This is a genomic window from Streptomyces sp. NPDC001502 (assembly GCF_042894785.1).
Classification (GTDB): Bacteria; Actinomycetota; Actinomycetes; order Streptomycetales; family Streptomycetaceae; genus Streptomyces; species Streptomyces kutzneri.
Genome location: NZ_JBIAVW010000006.1, coordinates 185,144 through 203,551 on the forward strand (window position 1 = coordinate 185,144; position 18,408 = coordinate 203,551).

The window sequence follows — 18,408 nt, forward strand, 5'->3', positions numbered from 1 at the left end:
CCCCGCACCACGGGCCTGCCCGTGGTCCGGGCAGGCCCGTGGTGCGGGTCAGCGGGCCCTACGGCAGGGCCGCCGCGATCTCGGCGGCCAGCCGGTACGGGTCGCCGTTCGGCCGGTCCGGATGGCGGGTGGTGCGCTCCGCCCACTCCGCCTCGAAGGCGTGCCAGTCGATCTCCCGCGGCGCGGCCTTCTTCACCAGCGCCTCGTCCAGCGAAGCGAAGTAGCGCGCCCACCGGGGTGCGTACAACTCCGAGATCAGGCCGCTCCATTCACGGTTCGCGTAGTCGTGCAGGAAACCGCCCTCGCTGGTGCTGCGGCGGCCCCACACGCTCAGCAGCGAGCGGGCGTCGTACTCGTACCGGTCCTGCTCGGCCCGGTCCGCGCCCCAGGAGCGCGCCGCGGAGAGCCGGCTGCCGAGGAGGAAGGCCGGGTCGGATCCGGTCACCGCCTCCAGCTTCCGCTCCCCGTCCTGCCATTCGGCCGTCAGAGCCCGGAAGCGGGCCAGGTCCTTGGCCTCGTAGGCCGCCTTGAGCTTCGGCAGCAGCACCCGCGAGTGGTTGGCGAGGGCCTGCCGGGCGGTGTCCACCAGGTCGAAGCGGTAGGCGCTGGAGCCGCGCAGCGCCGGATCCACCCTCAGCAGGTGGTCCAGGGCCCTGCGCACCGAACCGGCCGGATAGCGCATGGACCTGGGGCTCCAGTAGGCCGCCCCCGCCGCGGTCAGGCTCGGCCGGGCGGTGAACAGGCTGTCCTGCGACTCCGACCACAGACCCGAGGAGGTGCTGTACGGCCCCTTGCGGAGCTCCTCCCAGGCGGCGGCGGCCGCGGCGTCCGGGCGGCCGTAGCGGCGGGCCGCGAAGTCGGCGAACCACGTGCGCTGGTCGACCGGCCCGCGCTCCCACGCCAGATCGGTGAAGAGGTCGAAGGCGGCCGGGTTGGTACCCGTGGCCTCCGGCAGGTAGGCGATCCCGGCGAGCGCGCTGTTCGCCTTGTCCCGCCAGGGGCCGAACCGCTCGATCCACACGGAGCTGTTCGCGCCGACCGTGGTGTGCCCGCCGAAGTTGTAGATGGTGCCCATCGCGTACGGGGCCCCGCCCCAACGGGACTCGCGGTCGAGCCGGTTGTACCGGTCGGACAGCCCGTCCAGGATCAGCAGCTTCGAGGTGTCCACCCCGGCCAGCAGCTCCGGGGTGGGGTCGTCCTGCCAGCCCAGCACCGCCCACAGCGCACCCGGGCGGGCGGCGTGCAGGGCGCCCTGGATGGCGCCCGCGGCGGCGCCGACGTCGACGGAGCCGGTCTGGCCGCCCTCGTGCAGCGGGCTCATCCGGTACATCGTGCTGTCCCCGAACACCTCGCGCTGCTCGGCGTAGTACGCGGCGGCCAGCCTCCCGAACACGGGCGAGGCGGGGTCCAGCCAGTCCGGGCGGTCGAAGCCCGCCCAGTCGCCCTGCGCCACCGTCGCCGCCCCCGGGTTGCGCGCGGCGAACCCGGGCGGCACGGTGCCGAAGTAGCCCGGCAGCACCGGGGTCATGCCGAGCCCGCGCAGCTGCTCGGCGATCCGCCCGCCCAGCTCGGCACGCTCGCCCATCAGCCGCTCGGTGACCGGGCCGCCGAATCCGCTCAGGTTCTGCAGCAGCCACCAGCTCTGGTGGCCGGGGCCGGGGATCCACTCCCGCAGCTCCCCGGCGGAGTAGCCGAACCCCTGGAGCGCCCGGTAGTACGGGTACTCGGCGCCGACCTGCACGAACACCTCGTTGATGCCGTGCAGGGCGAGCAGGTCGATCTGCCGCTGGTGCTCCTCGAAGGAGCGGTACGGGCCGGAGTACCCGTCGTCGGTGTCGTTCAGCGCGTACCGGTGCGGGACCTGTGCGCTGCGGGTGACCGGTGCGGGAACCGCCGGCAGCCGACCGGGCAGCATGCCGATGCTGTCGCCGGGCCAGCCGATGTCGACCCCGGCGACGTGCTGGAGGTACCAGCCGACGCCGGTGAGCAAGGTGGCCCCGGTACTGCCGCGCACGGTGATCGCGCCGGCGGTGCCGGACACGGTGAAGGTGTCGGACGCGGCGGTGGTGTCGGGCACCAGGGTGAACTGCCCCCAGTGGCGCGGAAGCAGCCGCCGCAGGGCGGCCCGCGCGGGTGCGACGTCGAAGGTGCGGGCCCGGCCCGGACTCCGGGCGGCGCCCGGGTGCGCGTCCGCCGTCACGTCGGCACGTGCGGGCGCCCCCGCGCCCGGGGCGGTGGCCCCGGGCGCGGGGCCCGCGCAGATCAGCGCCAGCAGCGCCGCGGGAAGAGCGGCGAGGGCGAGCGGGCGCCGGGTCTTCGGCCTGCGCCCGCTGCGATGCGTCGGGTTCCTCATCCGTTCGACCGGCCGTCAGACCGGCAGGGCCCAGGCCTGGTCGACCCGGTGGTCGCCGCAGTCGGTCAGCCGCAGCCGCTCGGCCGGGGCGGCGGCCGCGGGAGCCGTCAGACACATCCCGCTGACCTCCTCCACGAGGGCTCCGTCGCGGCGCTGCGACCAGCTCTGGCCGGGCTGCTCCTCGGGACGGTTCGAGCAGTCGGCCAGTTCCACGATGCGGTCCTGACCCGCAGACAGGCACTCGCCGGCCAGCCGCAGGGTCGCGTCCTTGCCCACGGTCCAGCGCTGGTCGGGGGCTCCGGTGCAGGCGGCCATCACCACGGCGCCGACGCCGGTGGTGTTGGCACCGTCGGCGCAACGGGCACCGTCACCGACGATCTGCCCGGTCGGCACGGCCTCGGCGCAGCCGCGCGGGCTGAGCCGCCAGACCCCGGTGTCGTGCCCGGCCACCTTGCCGGTCAGCGTCTCGGTGACGTCGCGGCTCGTGCCGGTCCACAGGTCCTGGGCACCGGCGGTGCAGTCGCTCAGGCCGATCTCGTCGAGCGGCACGTTGATGTCCCGGGCGGCGGCGGAGCGGTTGAGCACGGCCACCGCGCGGTCGCCGTTCGCGAGCGGCCGCACCAGGATCTCGAAGGTGGCGTTGGAGGAGACCACGGAGCCCTGCCGGCCCATCGGGTCCTGGTCCAGTGCGATCATCCGCGTGTTGCCGAGGGCCGTGAGGCCCGCCGGGGTCAGCTTCGAGACGTCGGACGACAGGATGAAGGGGGACGCCATCATGGCCCACAGGGCGACCTGGCTGCGGCTCTCGGTGGCGGTGAGCCCGGGGGCGCCCGCGATCAGGAAGTCGGGGTCGTTCCAGTTGCCGGGGCCCGCGTACCGCCCGAGCCAGCGGTTGTAGCCGTAGTTGCCCAGCACCGCGCTCCACCGCGAGGTGGCGGGTGCGGCCGGGTTGTAGACCTTGATGTCCTTGCCCTCGCGCCACAGCTGGCCGGTCTCGCCGACCCAGCCGAGGACCTTGTGCCAGTCGGAGCCGCCCCACTCGCCCTGCTGGAAGTAGGCGGGCGCGGAGGCCGACAGGACCATGTCCCGGCCGCTCTCCCGCAGGGCCTTCGCGACGGCGTTGTAGGCGTCGCGGTACGCCTCCTCCTTGGACACGCCCTCCGGGACCCAGAGGTTGCAGCCGTCCATCTTGACGTAGTCCACCTCCCAGGAGGCGAACTGGCGGGCGTCCTGCGCGTAGTGGTCCGCGCCGCCGCCCTGGGGGGCGCCGCTGCCCGGGTACTTCTCGCAGGTGAGGGAGCCCGCGTCCTGGTAGATGCCGAACTTCAGGCCCTTGGCGTGCAGATACTCGCCGAGCCAGGCCATGCCGTGCGGGAACTTCGCCGTGTCGACGACCAGACTGCCCTGCGCGTCACGGCTCTTGGTCATCCAGCAGTCGTCGACGGTCACCGTGTCGTAGCCCTTGGCGGCGAGCCCGGTGGACACGAGCGCGTCGGCGTTGGCCACCACCTTGGCCTCGTTGATGTCGCACATGTAGTGCGCCCAGTTGTTCCAGCCCATGGGAGGGGTGAGCGCGAGCGGGGTGTCCGAGGTCGCCCGGGGCTCGGCCGCCACCGGGGCGGGGGAGAGCGCGAGGGCGAACAGGGCGGCCGCGGTCAGGCAGGGGAGCGTTGCACGCAGGCGAGGCGGCACGGAGTCTCCTTGACGTGGGGGCAGTCGTGCGCCCAGTGCAGCGAGGTGACTACCCACTGTCAACACAAGTCGCTGATTGTCGGCCGATGACCAGCAATATGGCTGCAATCGGTGTCACACGAAAGTGAAGATACATCGTATGTTACGGTGTATCTCATGCCGCGAAGATCAGCCGCCCTGGACCGTGCGACCCCGGAGGCCATCGCCGTCGCCGCCCTGCGGATCCTCGACGAGCAAGGGCCCGGCCAGTTGAGCTTCCGCACCCTCGCCGACCGGCTGGAGGTCTCCCACGCCACCGTGCAGCGCCGCTGCACCGACCTCGCCGGCCTGCTCGACCTCTGCACCGAACACCTCGCCGGGCAGCTCCCCGAGATCCCCGCCGGCACGGACTGGGCGCAGGCCACCGAACAGCGGTTCCGCGCCCTGTACCTGCTGCTCACCGCCCACCCCGGACTGCTGGTGCTGCGCGGCAGCCGGCCCTGGCTCGGGCGTCAGCTGCTGGCCCGGCTCGTCGAGCCCGCCCTCGCCGACAGCGTGGCCGCCGGGATGACCGCCGCCGAGGCCATGACCGTCTACCGCCGCATGTACCTGCTCACCCTGGGCAGCGCGGCCTTCGTCGACCACCGGGATCCGGCCGCGGCCACCGCCGCCTCGCGGGCGGCTCTGGCCGCGCTGGATCCAGGGGAGTTCCCCGTGCTCGCGGGCGGGCTGCCCGACGTACTGCCCGCCCTGACGGACCACGAGGTCTACTACGGGGCCCTGCGCCAGCTGATCGAAGCCGCGCGGCCCCCGCGGCCCGCCCGGTCCACCCGGCCCGCCCGGTCCACCACCCGCACCTGATGGGGAGACAGCCCATGCACGCAGCACCGGCCCAGCAGCTCGACCACGCGGCCGTCCGCGCCGCCGCCGCCCGGATCGCGGGCGGGATACGCCCCGTCACGGTGGCGCCCGCGGCCGAACCGGGGGTCTGGTACGCGCTGGAGTACCTCCAGCACACCGGCTCCTTCAAGGCGCGCGGCGCCCGCAACTTCCTCGCCGCCCACCACGAGGCCGGCGCCCTCCCGGACGCCGGAGTCACCATCGCCTCCGGCGGCAACGCCGGGCTCGCCTGCGCCTGGGCGGCCCGCGCGCTGTCCGTGCCCGCGACCGTGTTCCTGCCCGCCAACGCCCCGCGGGTGAAGGTGGAACGGCTGCGCGGGTACGGGGCCGAGGTGCGGCTCGTCGGCGACCGGTACGCCCAGGCGCTGGCCGCCTGCGAGGAGTTCGCCGCCGAGAGCGGGGCGCTGAGCAGCCACGCCTACGACCACCCGCTCATCGCGGCGGGCGCCGGAACCCTGCTGGAGGAGATCCGGTCCGCCCTGCCCGGGCTGGACACGGTGGTCGTCGCGGTCGGCGGCGGCGGACTGTTCGCCGGGGTCGCCACGGCCGCGCGCGAACACGGCGTACGGGTGGTCGCGGTCGAGCCGGAGAACTGCCGGGCCCTGAACGCGGCCCTGGAGGCGGGCCGGGTCGTGGACGTGGCCGTGGAATCCGTCGCCGCCGATTCCCTGGGGGCCACCCGGGTCTCGGCGGACGCGCTGGCCGCCGCGCAGGAGAAGAACGTGACGTCGGTCCTCGTGTCCGACACGGAGATCACGGCCGCCCGGCGCGCGCTCTGGGAGGAGCACCGGATCGTGGTCGAGGCGGGCGCGGCCACCGCCGCGGCGGCCCTGCGCGCTGCGCCCCGGCCGCTGGGCGACCGCGTCGCCGTCATCCTCTGCGGCGCCAACACGGACCCCCGGGACCTGGTGGAACAGGCATAACAGCCGCTGTCGGCGGCGGTCTGATCGAATCAGGGGTATGACGACCACCGAGCTGATCCCCGTCGCCGGCGGCAGCCACATCCGGGCCGGGAGGGCCGGGGACGGCCTGCCGTCCTGCGACGCCGGTCCACGAATGGGCCGCGAGTCCTGCCGCCCCCTCCCGTGGTCGGTGACAGCTACAGGTGGAACGCGTCCTCAGAGCTCGATTCGCTCTCTCGCCACGTTGCCAGCAGGCTCCCCGTATCGCAGCACGACGTGCGCCGGCATGGTCCGCTCGGCTTCACAGACCAGCGACCACTGGTCAGGTTCGCCGAGGTCGTCACCGCCCAGCCTGCAGCGGGCCAGCACAGCGTGCTCCGGGTCTGGCTCCGGCAAGTGAAAGAGTGCGTCCTGCATGGCAGCACCATCCCACTCGGCTCTGACACTCAGGCCTCTCGACCGGGTGACGGGTGTGCATGCCTGAGGAGACACCCGCTTCGGCCCACGAGGTCAGCGCGGGGATTCGACCAGGCCCGTCGCGATGAGTTCCCTGGTCCGGGCGACCGCCTCCGAAATCTCGGTATGCCGGCCGGCAGGCGGGAAGAAGTCGACCGCGCCGACCGCACCGTGGTTCGCCCACAGGCAGGTGGTCATGGGGAAGGTCTCCCAGACGTTCTGCTGACAGGTGATCGCGGCCGTCTTGGTGGTGACCGTCACCGCCTCGCCGACCAGGGTGCGTTCGTCTTCCTCAGCCAAGGACTCGCTGTACACGGACTTGACGGTCTTGAGCGGATCCGGAACGGCCCCGTAGAGGTCGTACTCGGCCGCGATGTGCGGTACCGCCACCGTCCGCCCTTCGACGGCGACACTGATCCGGTCCGGCCCGTGGCAGACGTAGTCCTCGGAGTCGTTCTCCCCTTCGTGCTCGGGCAGGGAATCGTCCTTGTGGACGCTGAGCCCGTACCGGATCGAGCCGCGCTTGCGGTCACAGGCCATGTTCCGGACCGTCGGCACCCGGGACTTGTCGTACCGGATCCCGGTGTCCTTGCCGAGCAGCTCCGACTCTGGCTCCGAAGCGTCACCGCCGCACCCCGCAAGCAGCAGAGCCAGTCCGACGGCCCACACGGCGCCCTTCAATCCGCGCACGTTCGCGCCCCCTTGCTGCTCACACCATCTGATGATCGACTTCAAACCATAGGCGAGCAACGCCGATGGTCCGGCATCCGGTAGGGGCGGTCGGAGCGTCTGCCCGGAGCCGGGTCGGCGGCCGGAAGGGGACATCTGCTGTGCAGGGCTCGCCCGAAAGCCGGGCTCGACCGGCCCTGCCATCCATGGACGTCGGCCACTGCCCATGCGCGGCCTGTGCACCCGTGCCCTCCTGCCGCCCTCTTGCACGTCCCACCCAGCGCCCTCACCGTGGCCAGGATGAGCTCGCGTTCTTACAACGCAGGGGGAGGGCTACACAGAGTGACTTCAGTGACGCCTTGGGCCGTAGAGACCTTCGGAGCCGTGGCAAGCCGACTGGCCAAGACGATCCCGGCCTGCCTCGTGGAAGCCCATGCCAGGGCTCGCCACGCTCATGAGCAGGTCCGCACGCAGACCAAAGAAGCGTACGGCCATGGTCTCCACGCGGCCCAGTACGAGACGCTTGCCGCCGGCCTGGCACCATTCGACGGCTCGTCCTCCCGACGCGTACAGGGCAGGACGGTGATGGTCATCGGTATCCATGCCATCCTGCCGATTCTCTACGCGAAGAGGGATGTCCCGGTCACTGCCGCGCGCCTCGCCAAGGCCTACGGCCCCCGGGCGGACCTGATCCGGCGTCACGGCCCGGAGCCGATGCAACTGAAACTCGACCTCGGCTTGGAGGAGCTCGACGAGCAGCACATCCATCCGGACGTGGCGCTCCTCCCACCAGAGCTGCGGCTGGTCATCGTGGCGTACGCCTGCTCGGTCGAACAGGGCGTGATGCGGGTCGAATGGGGCTCGGCAGAACTGCGTGACGACCGCTACCTCGTTTGGCACCACCACGAATCACTCCTCCCGCCGGCCAGGCCACGCGCTGCCTGATCGCTTGGGTCGGAGCACCCCCGGCTGGGGCCCCGGAGGTCCTCCTCGGTCGGTACGCCACGTGTCTGAGGAACTGCTCCGCGAGTACGAGGGAGAGCGGAGCGAGCCGCTGCGGTCCGAGGCCCTCGGGAGAATCCCGGGAGCCTTCGCATTTGCCGGGGTTGACCTGCGGTGTCCTGGCGGTGCCTGGGCCGCGAACAGGCCGCGCGGTCTGTCATACGGCTGCACAGCACGGCAGTCGGCTGCGCACACGGCTCCGAAAGCCCCCTGCGTCTCACCTGTGTGCGCGAGGTCTGGGATTTGAGGGTCGCGTGCACCCGGCCGTGGATACCGTCGGACCATGCAGTGGGTCACCCTGATCAGCACCGTAGTCGGTGCTGCGATTGCTACTGGTTCTGCCATGCTGCTCGACAGGCGCCGATGGCAGCGCGAGCGGATGGACCGTGAAACGCAGACGCGGCGCACCTTGTACGGGGAATACCTGGCATGCCTCTCCGAGGCGCGACACACCTCTGGCAACGTGGCTCGGGATCCGGACATGCCGATACCTGTACGACGAGCCACCGCCCGAGCGGCGTTCGGACCGTGCATCGGGTTGCGGTACCAGATGACCATCACGGCACCTACCCGGGTCGTAGATGCCTCCGAAGACGCGTTCCGTCAGCTGCGTGACCTCCGCGACCTCGTGATGGAGGGCGTATCGGTCACCGAGCCGGCCTACATGGCGGGGCGCCGCGGCCACGACGATGCCCTCGCCGTACTGCGCCTCCGCATGCGTGAAGACCTCCGTAGCGGTGGAGGTGGCACTGCGCCCTGAGTTTGGTGGTGTGGCGCCGTCTGTGACTGCCGACGCCCTCGGTTCCCCGCCGCGACGGGCTCGACCAGGAGATCATCGGGGCAGAGCTCGTAGTGGTCGCCCCACCATCGCCGCCCCTTGTTGTCCCAGATGCGGTAACCCCCAGGTACGCCCCTGGCTACGTACCGCCTCCTGCTCACGCTGCTCCCCCTCCTGTCGCGATGGCCTCCGGCACGGTACATCGCCGGTGGCAATGAGCAGCCGGAGGCAGGAGGCAGGAGGCAGGAGGCCGGCGGCCGTCAGTCGTTCTCGTCCGCGCCCTCGCGGACGATCACGACCGTGCCGGCGGAGTACTGCACGACCTGCTGGCTCACCGACCCCAGCAGCGCGCCCTTGAAGCCCCCGTACCCGCGGGTGCCGACCACCGTCAGGTCCGCCTCCTTCGAGGCGTCGACCAGGACCTGCGCCGGGGACCCCTGCTCGACGCGCCGGAACACCGGTACGCCGGGCGAGGTGCCGACGGCCGCGGCGACCGTGTCCGCCAGCTTCCGGCGGGCGGCCTCCTCGGCCGTCACCGCCTCCGCGTCGGCGGTCTCGGAGGCCATCGGGTTGATGGCGAACGGGTTGCGGTTCCACTCCCAGGCCATGACGGCGTGCACCCGGCCGCTCGTCATCGCGGCCTGCGCGACCGCCCAGCGCAGCGCCTCCTTGGAATGGTTCGACCCGTCCACGCCGACGACGATCAGCGGCTCGATGGTGGGCTCGCTCACGGTGGTTCCTCTCGCTTCGTCCGGATGGTCGATCTCCTCCCTGTATACACGCAGCAGTGGGTCCGACCTCGAACGACGATCGTTGCGAGGACCGACGACTTTCGAGGACAGCCCGCGGCCCCCGCCCCTTGCGAGGGTGTGAGTGTCCAGGCGACCGCCGCCGGACACGAACGGCATGGAGGAACGGGCGTGGCTCAGCGCAAGGGTTGTCTGATCGGGTGCGGGGTGGCGCTGGTGCTCGGCGTGGGCCTCCTCATGGCACTGGTCTTCGGCATGGGGAAGGTCCTTGAGATGGCCGACAAGACCTTGGTCGACCCCGCGGTCTACGAGGCGGTGAAGACCGGGGACGCGGAGAGCGAGGTCCGCGACAAGCTCCCGTCCGGCGACAGCTTCGTCAAGAGCGCCCTCAAGGAGGGCGGACCGGCCGAGCCCGAGGGCAGCACCTGCTCCTGGTACATATCCAGCGGCGAGGCCAAGAACGGCGAAGAGACCGTGCTCCGCTTCTGCTTCAAGGACGGCAAGCTCGCGGAGAAGACCCAGTACCCCATGAAGTGACCGGACCGGCCGTCGAGGCGGGCCGTCGAGGCGGTCCGCCGACGCGGGCCGTCGACGCGGGCCGTCGGGCGCCGGGCGCGGGTCAGTTGCCCGCGTCGGCGCCCATCGGCGCTGCCGCGACGCCCGCTTCGTTGCGGATGTCGCGCGGGGCCCGCCCCTCCCACCGGCGCACCGCCCGGCGCAGCGCGCGCATATCGCTGTACCCGACCCGGGCCGCGACCGAGCGGAGCGGCAGATCGGTGGCGCGCAGGAGCTCCATGGTGTGCTCCTGGCGCACGGCCTCGACCTCCTCGCGCCAGGTCGTGCCGTGCTCGCCCAGGCGTCGCTGGAGGGTGCGCGGGCTCATCGCCAGCCGCTGCGCCACATGCTCCAGGCTCACGGTGTCCTCCCGGAAGGCGGAGTCGAGGACCATGCGGAAGCGGTCCTGCCAGAGCAGGGCCGGCTGCGCGGACGCGATCGTCAGCGCCGCTTGCTGCGCCAGGATGCGGTCCAGCCCCGGCTGCGCCTTGGGCAGTGGTGCGCGCACGTCGTCGTCGTGGAAGGTGATCGAGTTGTACGCGGCGCCGAAGTCGATGCGGGTGGTCCCGAAGAAGTCCGCCAGCTGCCGGAAGCGGCCGGACGCGCCGTGCGTCACGGAGACGCGCAGCGGTACGACGGGCCGCCCGGTGGCGGCCCGGGCCCGGGTCAGGAACACGCCCAGGGCGAAGAAGTCGATCGCCTCCACCACGTCGGGACCCCAACTGCCCGTCGCATGACGGATGGTGAGGGACCGTCCGTCCTCCTCGACGAGGAGCTTCTCCTGGGCCGCGTCACCGATGACGGCGTTGTACTCCACCGCCCGCTTCAGGGTCTCCCGAAGACTGGGCCCGGTGGTCACCAGGTAGTCCCACAGGCCGAACGTACCGATCGGCGCCTCGGCGGTGATCAGCGCGCCGATGGCCGTACCCGGCTCCGCGAGCGTCAGCTGCTCCCACACGGCGAGCGCGGACGCGGTCGAGACCCGGGCCAGATCGTTGCCCAGCACCTCGGGTCCGAGGTCGGGTAACCGGGCGACCCTGCCCAGGCCCACGCCCGATCGGTGCAAGGCGTCGACGACGAACCGCGCGAGGTGGACGGAGACGGTGCCGTCGGTGCCAGGAGAGCGCATAGGACGGACGACGCTACCAGCCGATCTCTCGAACTGGCGTGTCAAGTTCCCTCTTCGGCGCGTCGGGTCCCCTGGTGGCGCGAACGTTTCCCTCCCGGTGCGGCGGTGTTCCCCGGTGGCGCCGGGAGTCCCCTCGTTGGCGCGTGCGGGTCCTTATCAACGCCTTGGGGACCGGCCTACGTTGGCGTGGATCCCGGTATGTGGATCAAGGAGCGTGCGGCGATCCGTACGGGACCACCGAGTCGAAGGAACCGATGTGACGTTCTCCCCGGCCCACTGGCAGAGCCGCCTCGACGCACTGCGCGCCGCCCATCACGTTCCCGGCGCCACCCTCGCCGTGTTCGCCGACGGGCGGATCCATGAGCTGGCGAGCGGCATCCTGCACCGTGGCACCGGGGTGGAGGCGACCACCGATTCGGTGTTCCAGCTCGGATCGATAGCGAAGCTCTACACGGCGACCCTGGTCATGCAGCTCGCCGCCGCGGGCGAACTGGACCTCGACGCGCCCGTGATCGAGGTGCTCCCGGAGTTCTCCGTCGCCGACCCGGAGGCCGCCAAGACGATCACCACCCGCCAACTCCTCAGCCACACCGGCGGTCTGACGTGTGACTTCACCTACGACAGCGGCCGCGGGGACGACTGTCTGGCCAAGTACGTGGCGGCCGCCCGGAACGTGGCACTGGACTGCCCGCCCGGCACCGCGGTCTCCTACAGCAGCATCGGCTACAACGTCCTCGGCCGCGTCGTCGAGGTCCTCACCGGACGCACCTGGGACCAGGCCCTCAAGGAGCGGCTCGTCGCCCCCCTGAGCCTGACCCACACCATGACCCTGCCCGAGGAGGCGCTGGCCTTCCGTACCGCGATGGGGCACCTTCCGGGCGAGGGGCCGGACCCGGAGCCGGCGCCGGTCTGGGACATGATGCCCCGTTCGGCCGGGCCGTACGGACGCGTCCTGGCCACCGCCGCGGACGTGCTCCGGCTGGCCAAGCTGCACCTCGACGGCGGCTCCGCCCCGGACGGCACCCAGATCCTCGGCGCCCGGGCCGTCGCGGAGATGCAGCGGTGGGCGGTCGACGTACCCGACAAGTGGACGGTGAGCGCGGACGGCTGGGGGCTGGGCTGGTCGCTCTACGACTGGAACGGGGTCCCCGGGTACGGCCACGACGGCGCCTCGATCGGCCAGTACGGCTACGTGCGCGTGGTTCCCGGCGCCGATCTCATCGTCGTCCTGCTCACCAACGGGGGCGCCTCCCGCTTCCTCTACGCCGACCTGATGCGGGAACTGCTCCGCGACCTCGGCGGGGTCCACATGCCGCCCGCCTTCGCGCCGCCCGCGCGGGCCCCGGTCGTCGACATGGTCCCGCTGGTCGGCACCTACCGCCGGGAAGGGGTGGTCATCACCGTCAGCGTGCGGCCCGACGGCGTCCCCCACCTGCTGTACGAGTTCGCCGACGGAATGCGGGACTTCTCGCCGCCGCTGGAGATGGATCTGACGCCGCTCAGCGCCACGGTCTTCGCCGCCTCCGGCGCGGGCCCCTCCTTCAGCGGGGACTGGATGCCCGTCGTGTTCGCCACCCTCGTGGACGGCACCCCCTGCTGCTACATCGGCATGCGCTGCGCACCCAAGGTGGACGCCGGCTGACTCGGCACCCCCGTACGGGTACGTGGGCATGCCCGCCGCCCCGAAAGCCGTCTGACGTCCGACCAGGGTCAGGCGGAACGGGCGCCCGGCCGGGTCGGTGACGACCCGCTACCTGTCACCGCCCGGCCGCCGGCCGCCGGCCGCCGGCCGGTACTCCGGCCTGCCCGCGTCGAGGGTGATCGTGGTGCGCCTCAGCAGAAGGGGGACGGCAACAACTCCTCACTTCCCCTTGAGCAGTTGGTCGACCCGGGGCACGGACAGGCCTATCAGTTCCGACACTTCCCTGAGGGTGCGCCCCTGGCGCAGCTCGCCCACGGCGGCGGTGCGGATGTCCTTGACCGTCTTCGCCACAGCGGGCAGCAGCTGATCGGTGAACAGCCGTGCGGCCCGTTCCCGCGCGACGGGAGTCTCGATGCCGGCCAGGCGCGCCCGGACCGCGGTCAGGTACTCGACGGTCAGGATGCGCAGGTCATCGTGCACGTGCTGGTCGGCAGGGATGGTGTCGGTCATGAGGACAGCGTACGCAGACGTGGTAGGAATTTAAGATGACCTTCCCTGTCGGCGCGTGTCGCGCCGGACGGGAGGAGGCCCAAGTGGGCGCCCAGGGCAAGGCGTTCGGGCTGTCGCGCATCACCGCGGCCGTCAAGTGCCCCAGGCGGTCACTGCGTTGCGAGGAGCGGGTCGAGGAGGACGACCGCCGGCCCGCAGTCATCACACACCAGGAGCGCCAGCATGATCCTCGAACTCGCCGTGATCTACACGACCCGGCTCGACGCCTGCCGCGACTTCTACCGGGGTATCGGCCTCGACCTCGTGCACGAGCGGCACGGCAACGGGCCGGAGCACTACGCGGCGACGCTCGCCGACGGCGGCGTCCTGGAGCTCTACCCTGCCACGGGCCGCCCGGAGACCGGGTACCTGCGCCTCGGCCTCACCGCCCCGCCGAACGGCGCCGGGTTCCTGCCGCCGGGCCGGCACACGCTGACCGACCCGGACGGCCGTACGGTCGTCCTCACCGTCGGGGAGGATCGCTCGGGCCGGGTCCCGCCGGAGCCGCACACCGGCGAGCGGACCCGGTCGGCCGGTGGAACCTCCCGCACGCCGAACGGTGGCCCCGTACCTCCCGAGGGCCGCACGGGAGTCACGTACACGGAGATAGCCCAGCACTACGGCATGAGCGCCCGCTACCTGTCGGAGAATCCCCGGTGGGGACGGCACCCAGGGTGGCCGGCCGCCATCGGCAAGCGCGGCAGGACCATCGAGTTCGACCCGGAGGCCATCGCCCGGTTCTTCGGCGAGCACCACACCCGGGAAGCCACCGCGCTCGAACCGTCCCGCCGTTACACCGTCGTCGAGATCGCCGAGGCGTCCGGCCTGCAGCCGGACAGCATCCGGTCGGACATCAGCCGCGGCCGGTGGCCCGCCCCGGACGAGATGGACGGCGACCGGAAGCTGTGGCGGGGCGAGACGGTCGCCACGCACCTGGCCGGCCGCCGCATCTACCGCAACAAGCCCAAGTAGCGGCCCTTTGCGGGACGGCGGCGAACGCGCCTTGGCCCGCGCCGTCCCCAGCCGCCCTGCGGGGCGATGCGCGCCGCGGTGACCACCGCCCGTACCGGCGCCGGGACGACGGTTCCGGCGGGCAGCCCGGACGTCCCGGCCTCCTCGGCGGTCACCGGGCCGGTCAGCGGTCCGGCGTCCTCCAGCCCCCGGCTCACATCGAAGGGGGCGAGCCGGCGCAGTACGAGGGCGGCCACGGCGTGGTGCGGGGGCCGGTCCGCCTGCCGGGCCGGCCGCGCTTGGCGGCCATCGCGGCGACGGCATGGCGCAGCGGTCCGGCGAGGCGGGGGGACAGTTCGCGCCCGGCGACCCGGTCCTCCAGCGCGCGGCGCAGGACGGCCGGATTGGACTCGGGGTCGAGGTGCTGGGTGCAGCGCGTGTGCGTGGCCGCGAGTTGCCGGTACCGCGCGCGCCAGGGCGGTGCCCTCGACGGCGCCCGCCCCGGCGCGCAGCCAGTGGTCGAGCGGTACCCGGCTCCGTGCGGGTCTCCGAGGGCACCTGCTAAAGCGGTTTCGCGGCGTGCGGGTAAAGCGCATTAGTGGAGACCTGTCATGAACCATCGATAAGAAGTCAAACTTTGACGCACCAGCAGCTTCGTTACGGAATCGACACCAGCTCCAACCGTCTTTGTACTAAAGCGCATCAGTCCAGGTCGGAGTGGTGGTGATCGAGGCTTCCGCGAAGTGTTCCGGCCGGTCGCGCCATTCCGCACCAATGCGTCACCGGCCAGCCCTCCTCCTGCCTCATTGACGAGGTCTTGCTTTCGGACGACCGTGGGCACCGCCTCCGGCGATGAGGCCGGACTTCTGCAAAGGCGGCGACGATGACCCGTTCGAACCCGACCCGTATCGCTGTTGCCCTGCTCGCGACGGGAACCCTCCTCTCGACCGCCGCGTGCGGCCTCGACGGCGGAGCCGCCGACGCGAAGGAGGCACAGCGGACGGGCAGGGTGGCCGGCGAGATCACCTTCCGGACCCTCCAGCTGAAGCCCACCTTCACGGCCTACGTACAGGGGGTCATCGACGCCTTCGAGCAGCGCCACCCCGAGGTCAAGGTCACCTGGGAGGACGTCCCCGGCGACGGCTACAACGAAAAACTCGTCGCGGACGCCCAGGCCGGAGCCCTCCCCGACGTGGTCAACCTCTCCACCGACTCCTTCCAGCTCCTCGGCGACCGGGGCATGCTCGCCGACGTGGCCGCCCTGGACGGCGCGTCGGCCAAGGAGTACGTGCCGGGCGCCTGGGAGCAGTTCAAACTGCCCGGCAAGGGCGACAGCGTGTACGCGTACCCCTGGTACGTGACCCCGGAGATCCTCACCTACAACAGAGAGCTCTTCGAGAAGGCCGGCCTGGACCCGGCCGCGCCGCCGACCGGCGTCGAGCAGTTCTTCGACTACGCCGAGCGGATCGCCGCCTCGTCCGGCGGCCAGTACTCCGCCTTCATGGCCGACCCCAAGGGCCGGCTGCCCGGGGACTGGCAGAAGATGGGCATCCCGATCCTCAGCGAGAAGCGCGACCGCTTCACCTTCGACACGGACCAGGCCGTCCGGTGGGTGGAACGGATGAAGGACCTGTACGCCAAGGGCGCCATGCCCAAGGAGTCCCTCCTCAAGTCCGACGACATCAACCAGCTCTACGGCAGCGGCAAGCTCGTCTTCGGTCCGGGATCCCCGGGCTTCGTCAAGGACATCAAGCAGAACGCCCCGCAGATCTACGCCAAGACCCAGGTCGCCGGAGCCGTCACCGGCGAGCTCGGCCACATCGGCATCTACGCCCAGTCGCTCGGCATCAGGAAGGACACCAAGCACGTCGACGCGGCGGCCGAGTTCGCCAAGTGGGTCACCAACGGCCCCAACCAGGTGGAGTTCTCCAGGAAGGCCACCATCTACCCGTCCAACGCCCAGGGCCTCGCCGACCCGTTCTTCTCCGACAAGGGCGACGGCAAGGACGCGGAGACCCTCGCCCGCGCAGTCGGCGCCGACCAGCTGAGGACCGCCGCGCTCGACGCCAACACCCCCGTCCAGTGGACCAACCAGGTCGGCGACGCCGTCGTACGGGAGATGCAGAAGGCCATCAAGGGCGAACAGGACCCCCGGACAGCCGTGCAGAAGGCGCAGGAAGCGGCGAACAAGCTCCTCGCCGCCGCGGCCGAGAAGTGACCGGCGGCGCCGCCGCCGGCGAGCCGCGGGGCGGTGGTACGGCACACGAACGGCGTCGCGGAGCGGCGCGCAGGCGGCGCGCCCTGCGGGCCATGGAGACCGAGACCGGACTGCCCCACCGCAGGTGGTGGACCCCCTACCTGTTCCTCGCGCCCGGCCTGGCGATGGTGACGCTGTTCAGCCTCTGGCCGTTCGTCAACACCGTCGTCCTCTCCCTCACCGACGCCCAGATCCTGCGCGGCGGCGGCTTCGTCGGCCTCGACAACTACCGGCGCGCCTTCGCCGACCCCGACTTCTGGGTCGCGACCGGCAACAGCGTGCTGTACCTCGTGGTCGTCGTCCCCTGCCTGGTCCTCCTGCCGCTGGCCCTGGCGGTCCTCGTACAGGCGAAGATCCCCGGTATCGGCTTCTTCCGTTCCGCCTTCTACACCCCGGTGATCGCCTCCGCCGTGGTCGTCGGGCTGATCTGGCAGTGGGTGCTGCGCAGCGACGGGCTCGTCAACACCGTCTTCCAGCGGCTGCACCTGGTCTCCGAGCCGGTCCCGTTCCTGACGGACTCGGCGATGCTGCTGGTCTCCGCGATGATCGTGACCGTGTGGAAGGGCCTCGGCTACTACATGGTCTTCTACCTGGCGGCCCTCGGGAACGTCCCCGCCACCCTCCACGAGGCGGCCGCGATCGACGGCGCCGGCCCGGTCCGCCGCTTCTTCAGCATCACCGTGCCCCAGGTGAAGCCGATGATGCTGCTGGTCGGCACCCTCTCCGCCATCTCGGCGCTGCGCGTGTTCACCGAGATCTACATACTCGGCGGCGAGAGCGGCGGTCCCGGCGGCGGCGCCCGCACCCTGCCCTTCCTGATCCGGCAGGTCGGCCTCGGCTTCTCCGGCGAGACCGGCTACGCCTCCGCCATCTCCATCCTGCTGTTCCTCCTGACCCTGGTCTTCAGCCTGCTGGGCCGCCGCCTGTCGAAGGGGGACGAGCGATGAGCGCACCCTCCTCCGCCGGGAGCGGGCGGCCGCCCCGGCGCACCGCCGCCGCCCGCAGACGCCACCGGATCGGCCTGGCCGGGCGGTACGCCACGCTCGTGCTGATGCTCGTGGTCATGCTGGGCCCGATCGTCTGGCAGTTCCTGACCTCGATACGCGGCCGCACCGAGAACGTGTACGACGGCGTGCTGCCCGCGCAGCCCACCCTCGACAACTACGTCCGGGTCGCCGAGTCCTTCCCGCTGCTGCAGTACGCCGGCAACACCCTCACCGTCGCCGCCCTCGCGATCACCTCGAACATGCTCTTCGCGGCGATGGGCGGCTACGCCCTCTCCCGGGCCGGCTGGAAGGGCCGGCAGGTCGTCTTCACCGTGCTGGTGGCGACGCTGATGTTCCCCTTCGAGTCCGTGATGATCTCGATGTTCCTCACCGTCCGCGAGATGGGCCTGGTCGACACCCTCATCGGCGTCTGGCTGCCCGGCGCGGTCTCCGTGCTCAACATCATGGTCATGCGGGCGGCCTTCCTCGCCGTGCCCCGGGAGGTGGAGGAAGCCGCGGTCCTGGACGGGGCGGGCGAATGGACCCGCTTCACCCGGGTCTTCCTCCCCGCCGCCAAGGGCGCCCTCGCCGTCGTCTGCATCACCAGCTTCATGGGCGCCTGGGACGACTTCCTCTGGCCCCTGCTGGTTCTCACCAACAGCGACCACTACACCCTCCAGCTCGGCCTGAAGACCCTGGCCGGCGCCACCACCGTCAACGACCAGCGGCTCGTGGCCGCCGGCGCGATGGCCGCCCTCCTCCCGATGATGCTGCTCTTCTTCGCCCTCCAGCGTTTCTTCTTCAAGGGCGTGGGCGAGGGAGCCGTCAAGACCTGAGCCGGCCCGCCCGCCGTCCGTCC

18 protein-coding genes are annotated in these 18,408 nt (G+C 71.6%); 10 read left to right on the forward strand and 8 right to left on the reverse strand.

Features of this window, described 5'->3' with window-relative positions:
• Positions 1-58: 58 nt before the first annotated feature.
• Positions 59-2,353, reverse strand: coding sequence for an alpha-N-acetylglucosaminidase (locus tag ACFY0D_RS12620; RefSeq protein ID WP_390798318.1), 2,295 nt, complete (start codon positions 2,351-2,353; stop codon positions 59-61).
• 15 nt (positions 2,354-2,368) lie between these two features.
• On the reverse strand, positions 2,369-4,045 hold the full coding sequence (locus ACFY0D_RS12625; protein ID WP_390798319.1) for a ricin-type beta-trefoil lectin domain protein: 1,677 nt from the start codon (positions 4,043-4,045) through the stop codon (positions 2,369-2,371).
• 156 nt (positions 4,046-4,201) lie between these two features.
• On the opposite strand from ACFY0D_RS12625, the gene ACFY0D_RS12630 reads away from it, so the two are divergent.
• Together ACFY0D_RS12630 and ACFY0D_RS12635 are read left to right on the forward strand one after the other, a co-directional pair.
• Entirely contained in the window at positions 4,202-4,885 is a 684-nt protein-coding gene (locus tag ACFY0D_RS12630) for a TetR/AcrR family transcriptional regulator (RefSeq protein WP_390798320.1), read from the forward strand.
• Between the two features lie 14 nt (positions 4,886-4,899).
• A complete protein-coding gene (locus tag ACFY0D_RS12635; RefSeq protein ID WP_390798321.1) occupies positions 4,900-5,847 on the forward strand; it encodes a serine/threonine dehydratase in 948 nt (315 codons plus the stop codon).
• Positions 5,848-6,042: 195 nt separating this feature from the next.
• On the opposite strand, the gene ACFY0D_RS12640 is transcribed toward ACFY0D_RS12635, so the two are convergent.
• Entirely contained in the window at positions 6,043-6,243 is a 201-nt protein-coding gene (locus ACFY0D_RS12640) for a hypothetical protein (RefSeq protein ID WP_390798322.1), read from the reverse strand.
• A 93-nt stretch (positions 6,244-6,336) separates the two neighbouring features.
• Positions 6,337-6,972, reverse strand: coding sequence for a hypothetical protein (locus ACFY0D_RS12645; RefSeq protein WP_390798323.1), 636 nt, complete (start codon positions 6,970-6,972; stop codon positions 6,337-6,339).
• A gap of 363 nt (positions 6,973-7,335) precedes the next feature.
• Between ACFY0D_RS12645 and ACFY0D_RS12650 the strand changes: the two genes are divergently transcribed.
• The gene (locus tag ACFY0D_RS12650) at positions 7,336-7,896 is read left to right on the forward strand and encodes a hypothetical protein (RefSeq protein ID WP_390798324.1); all 561 of its coding nucleotides are present in this window, start codon (positions 7,336-7,338) and stop codon (positions 7,894-7,896) included.
• 340 nt (positions 7,897-8,236) lie between these two features.
• Complete coding sequence (locus tag ACFY0D_RS12655; RefSeq protein ID WP_390798519.1) at positions 8,237-8,713, forward strand: hypothetical protein; 477 nt, start codon at positions 8,237-8,239, stop codon at positions 8,711-8,713.
• 278 nt (positions 8,714-8,991) lie between these two features.
• Here ACFY0D_RS12655 and ACFY0D_RS12660 read toward each other — a convergent pair whose 3' ends face one another.
• A complete protein-coding gene (locus ACFY0D_RS12660) occupies positions 8,992-9,462 on the reverse strand; it encodes a universal stress protein (RefSeq protein WP_390798325.1) in 471 nt (156 codons plus the stop codon).
• A gap of 189 nt (positions 9,463-9,651) precedes the next feature.
• Between ACFY0D_RS12660 and ACFY0D_RS12665 the strand changes: the two genes are divergently transcribed.
• The gene (locus ACFY0D_RS12665) at positions 9,652-10,017 is read left to right on the forward strand and encodes a hypothetical protein (protein WP_390798326.1); all 366 of its coding nucleotides are present in this window, start codon (positions 9,652-9,654) and stop codon (positions 10,015-10,017) included.
• 82 nt (positions 10,018-10,099) lie between these two features.
• On the opposite strand, the gene ACFY0D_RS12670 is transcribed toward ACFY0D_RS12665, so the two are convergent.
• Positions 10,100-11,164, reverse strand: a complete 1,065-nt coding sequence (locus tag ACFY0D_RS12670) for an AraC family transcriptional regulator ligand-binding domain-containing protein (protein ID WP_390798327.1) — start codon at positions 11,162-11,164, stop codon at positions 10,100-10,102.
• Between the two features lie 256 nt (positions 11,165-11,420).
• Here ACFY0D_RS12670 and ACFY0D_RS12675 point away from each other — a divergent pair, with 256 nt between their 5' ends.
• On the forward strand, positions 11,421-12,806 hold the full coding sequence (locus tag ACFY0D_RS12675) for a serine hydrolase domain-containing protein (protein ID WP_390798328.1): 1,386 nt from the start codon (positions 11,421-11,423) through the stop codon (positions 12,804-12,806).
• A 219-nt stretch (positions 12,807-13,025) separates the two neighbouring features.
• Here ACFY0D_RS12675 and ACFY0D_RS12680 read toward each other — a convergent pair whose 3' ends face one another.
• The gene (locus ACFY0D_RS12680; protein ID WP_390798329.1) at positions 13,026-13,316 is read right to left on the reverse strand and encodes a hypothetical protein; all 291 of its coding nucleotides are present in this window, start codon (positions 13,314-13,316) and stop codon (positions 13,026-13,028) included.
• Positions 13,317-13,538: 222 nt separating this feature from the next.
• On the opposite strand from ACFY0D_RS12680, the gene ACFY0D_RS12685 reads away from it, so the two are divergent.
• Positions 13,539-14,327 carry a hypothetical protein gene (locus tag ACFY0D_RS12685; protein ID WP_390798330.1) on the forward strand — a complete coding sequence of 263 codons (789 nt, stop codon included), beginning with the start codon at positions 13,539-13,541 and terminating at the stop codon, positions 14,325-14,327.
• On the opposite strand, the gene ACFY0D_RS12690 is transcribed toward ACFY0D_RS12685, so the two are convergent.
• On the reverse strand, positions 14,306-14,563 hold the full coding sequence (locus tag ACFY0D_RS12690) for a hypothetical protein (RefSeq protein WP_390798331.1): 258 nt from the start codon (positions 14,561-14,563) through the stop codon (positions 14,306-14,308). The genes ACFY0D_RS12685 and ACFY0D_RS12690 overlap by 22 nt on opposite strands.
• 626 nt (positions 14,564-15,189) lie before the next feature.
• On the opposite strand from ACFY0D_RS12690, the gene ACFY0D_RS12695 reads away from it, so the two are divergent.
• The 3 genes from ACFY0D_RS12695 (at position 15,190) to ACFY0D_RS12705 (ending at position 18,385) form a co-directional block, all read left to right on the forward strand.
• Complete coding sequence (locus ACFY0D_RS12695) at positions 15,190-16,524, forward strand: ABC transporter substrate-binding protein (RefSeq protein ID WP_390798332.1); 1,335 nt, start codon at positions 15,190-15,192, stop codon at positions 16,522-16,524.
• Positions 16,525-16,616: 92 nt separating this feature from the next.
• The gene (locus tag ACFY0D_RS12700) at positions 16,617-17,510 is read left to right on the forward strand and encodes a carbohydrate ABC transporter permease (protein ID WP_390798333.1); all 894 of its coding nucleotides are present in this window, start codon (positions 16,617-16,619) and stop codon (positions 17,508-17,510) included.
• Entirely contained in the window at positions 17,507-18,385 is an 879-nt protein-coding gene (locus tag ACFY0D_RS12705; protein WP_390798334.1) for a carbohydrate ABC transporter permease, read from the forward strand. Before ACFY0D_RS12700 ends, ACFY0D_RS12705 begins: the two co-directional genes overlap by 4 nt.
• Positions 18,386-18,408 lie beyond the last annotated feature (23 nt).

Bases quoted from the DNA above. Each gene is read 5' to 3' on its own strand.
- ACFY0D_RS12655 (WP_390798519.1), top strand. From the start codon at position 8,237: ATGCAGTGGGTCACCCTGATCAGCACCGTAGTCGGTGCTGCGATTGCT.
- ACFY0D_RS12705 (WP_390798334.1), top strand. From the start codon at position 17,507: ATGAGCGCACCCTCCTCCGCCGGGAGCGGGCGGCCGCCCCGGCGCACC.
- ACFY0D_RS12635 (WP_390798321.1), top strand. From the start codon at position 4,900: ATGCACGCAGCACCGGCCCAGCAGCTCGACCACGCGGCCGTCCGCGCC.
- ACFY0D_RS12695 (WP_390798332.1), top strand. From the start codon at position 15,190: ATGACCCGTTCGAACCCGACCCGTATCGCTGTTGCCCTGCTCGCGACG.
- ACFY0D_RS12680 (WP_390798329.1), bottom strand. From the start codon at position 13,316: ATGACCGACACCATCCCTGCCGACCAGCACGTGCACGATGACCTGCGC.
- ACFY0D_RS12630 (WP_390798320.1), top strand. From the start codon at position 4,202: ATGCCGCGAAGATCAGCCGCCCTGGACCGTGCGACCCCGGAGGCCATC.
- ACFY0D_RS12685 (WP_390798330.1), top strand. From the start codon at position 13,539: ATGATCCTCGAACTCGCCGTGATCTACACGACCCGGCTCGACGCCTGC.
- ACFY0D_RS12620 (WP_390798318.1), bottom strand. From the start codon at position 2,353: ATGAGGAACCCGACGCATCGCAGCGGGCGCAGGCCGAAGACCCGGCGC.
- ACFY0D_RS12700 (WP_390798333.1), top strand. From the start codon at position 16,617: ATGGAGACCGAGACCGGACTGCCCCACCGCAGGTGGTGGACCCCCTAC.
- ACFY0D_RS12640 (WP_390798322.1), bottom strand. From the start codon at position 6,243: ATGCAGGACGCACTCTTTCACTTGCCGGAGCCAGACCCGGAGCACGCT.
- ACFY0D_RS12670 (WP_390798327.1), bottom strand. From the start codon at position 11,164: ATGCGCTCTCCTGGCACCGACGGCACCGTCTCCGTCCACCTCGCGCGG.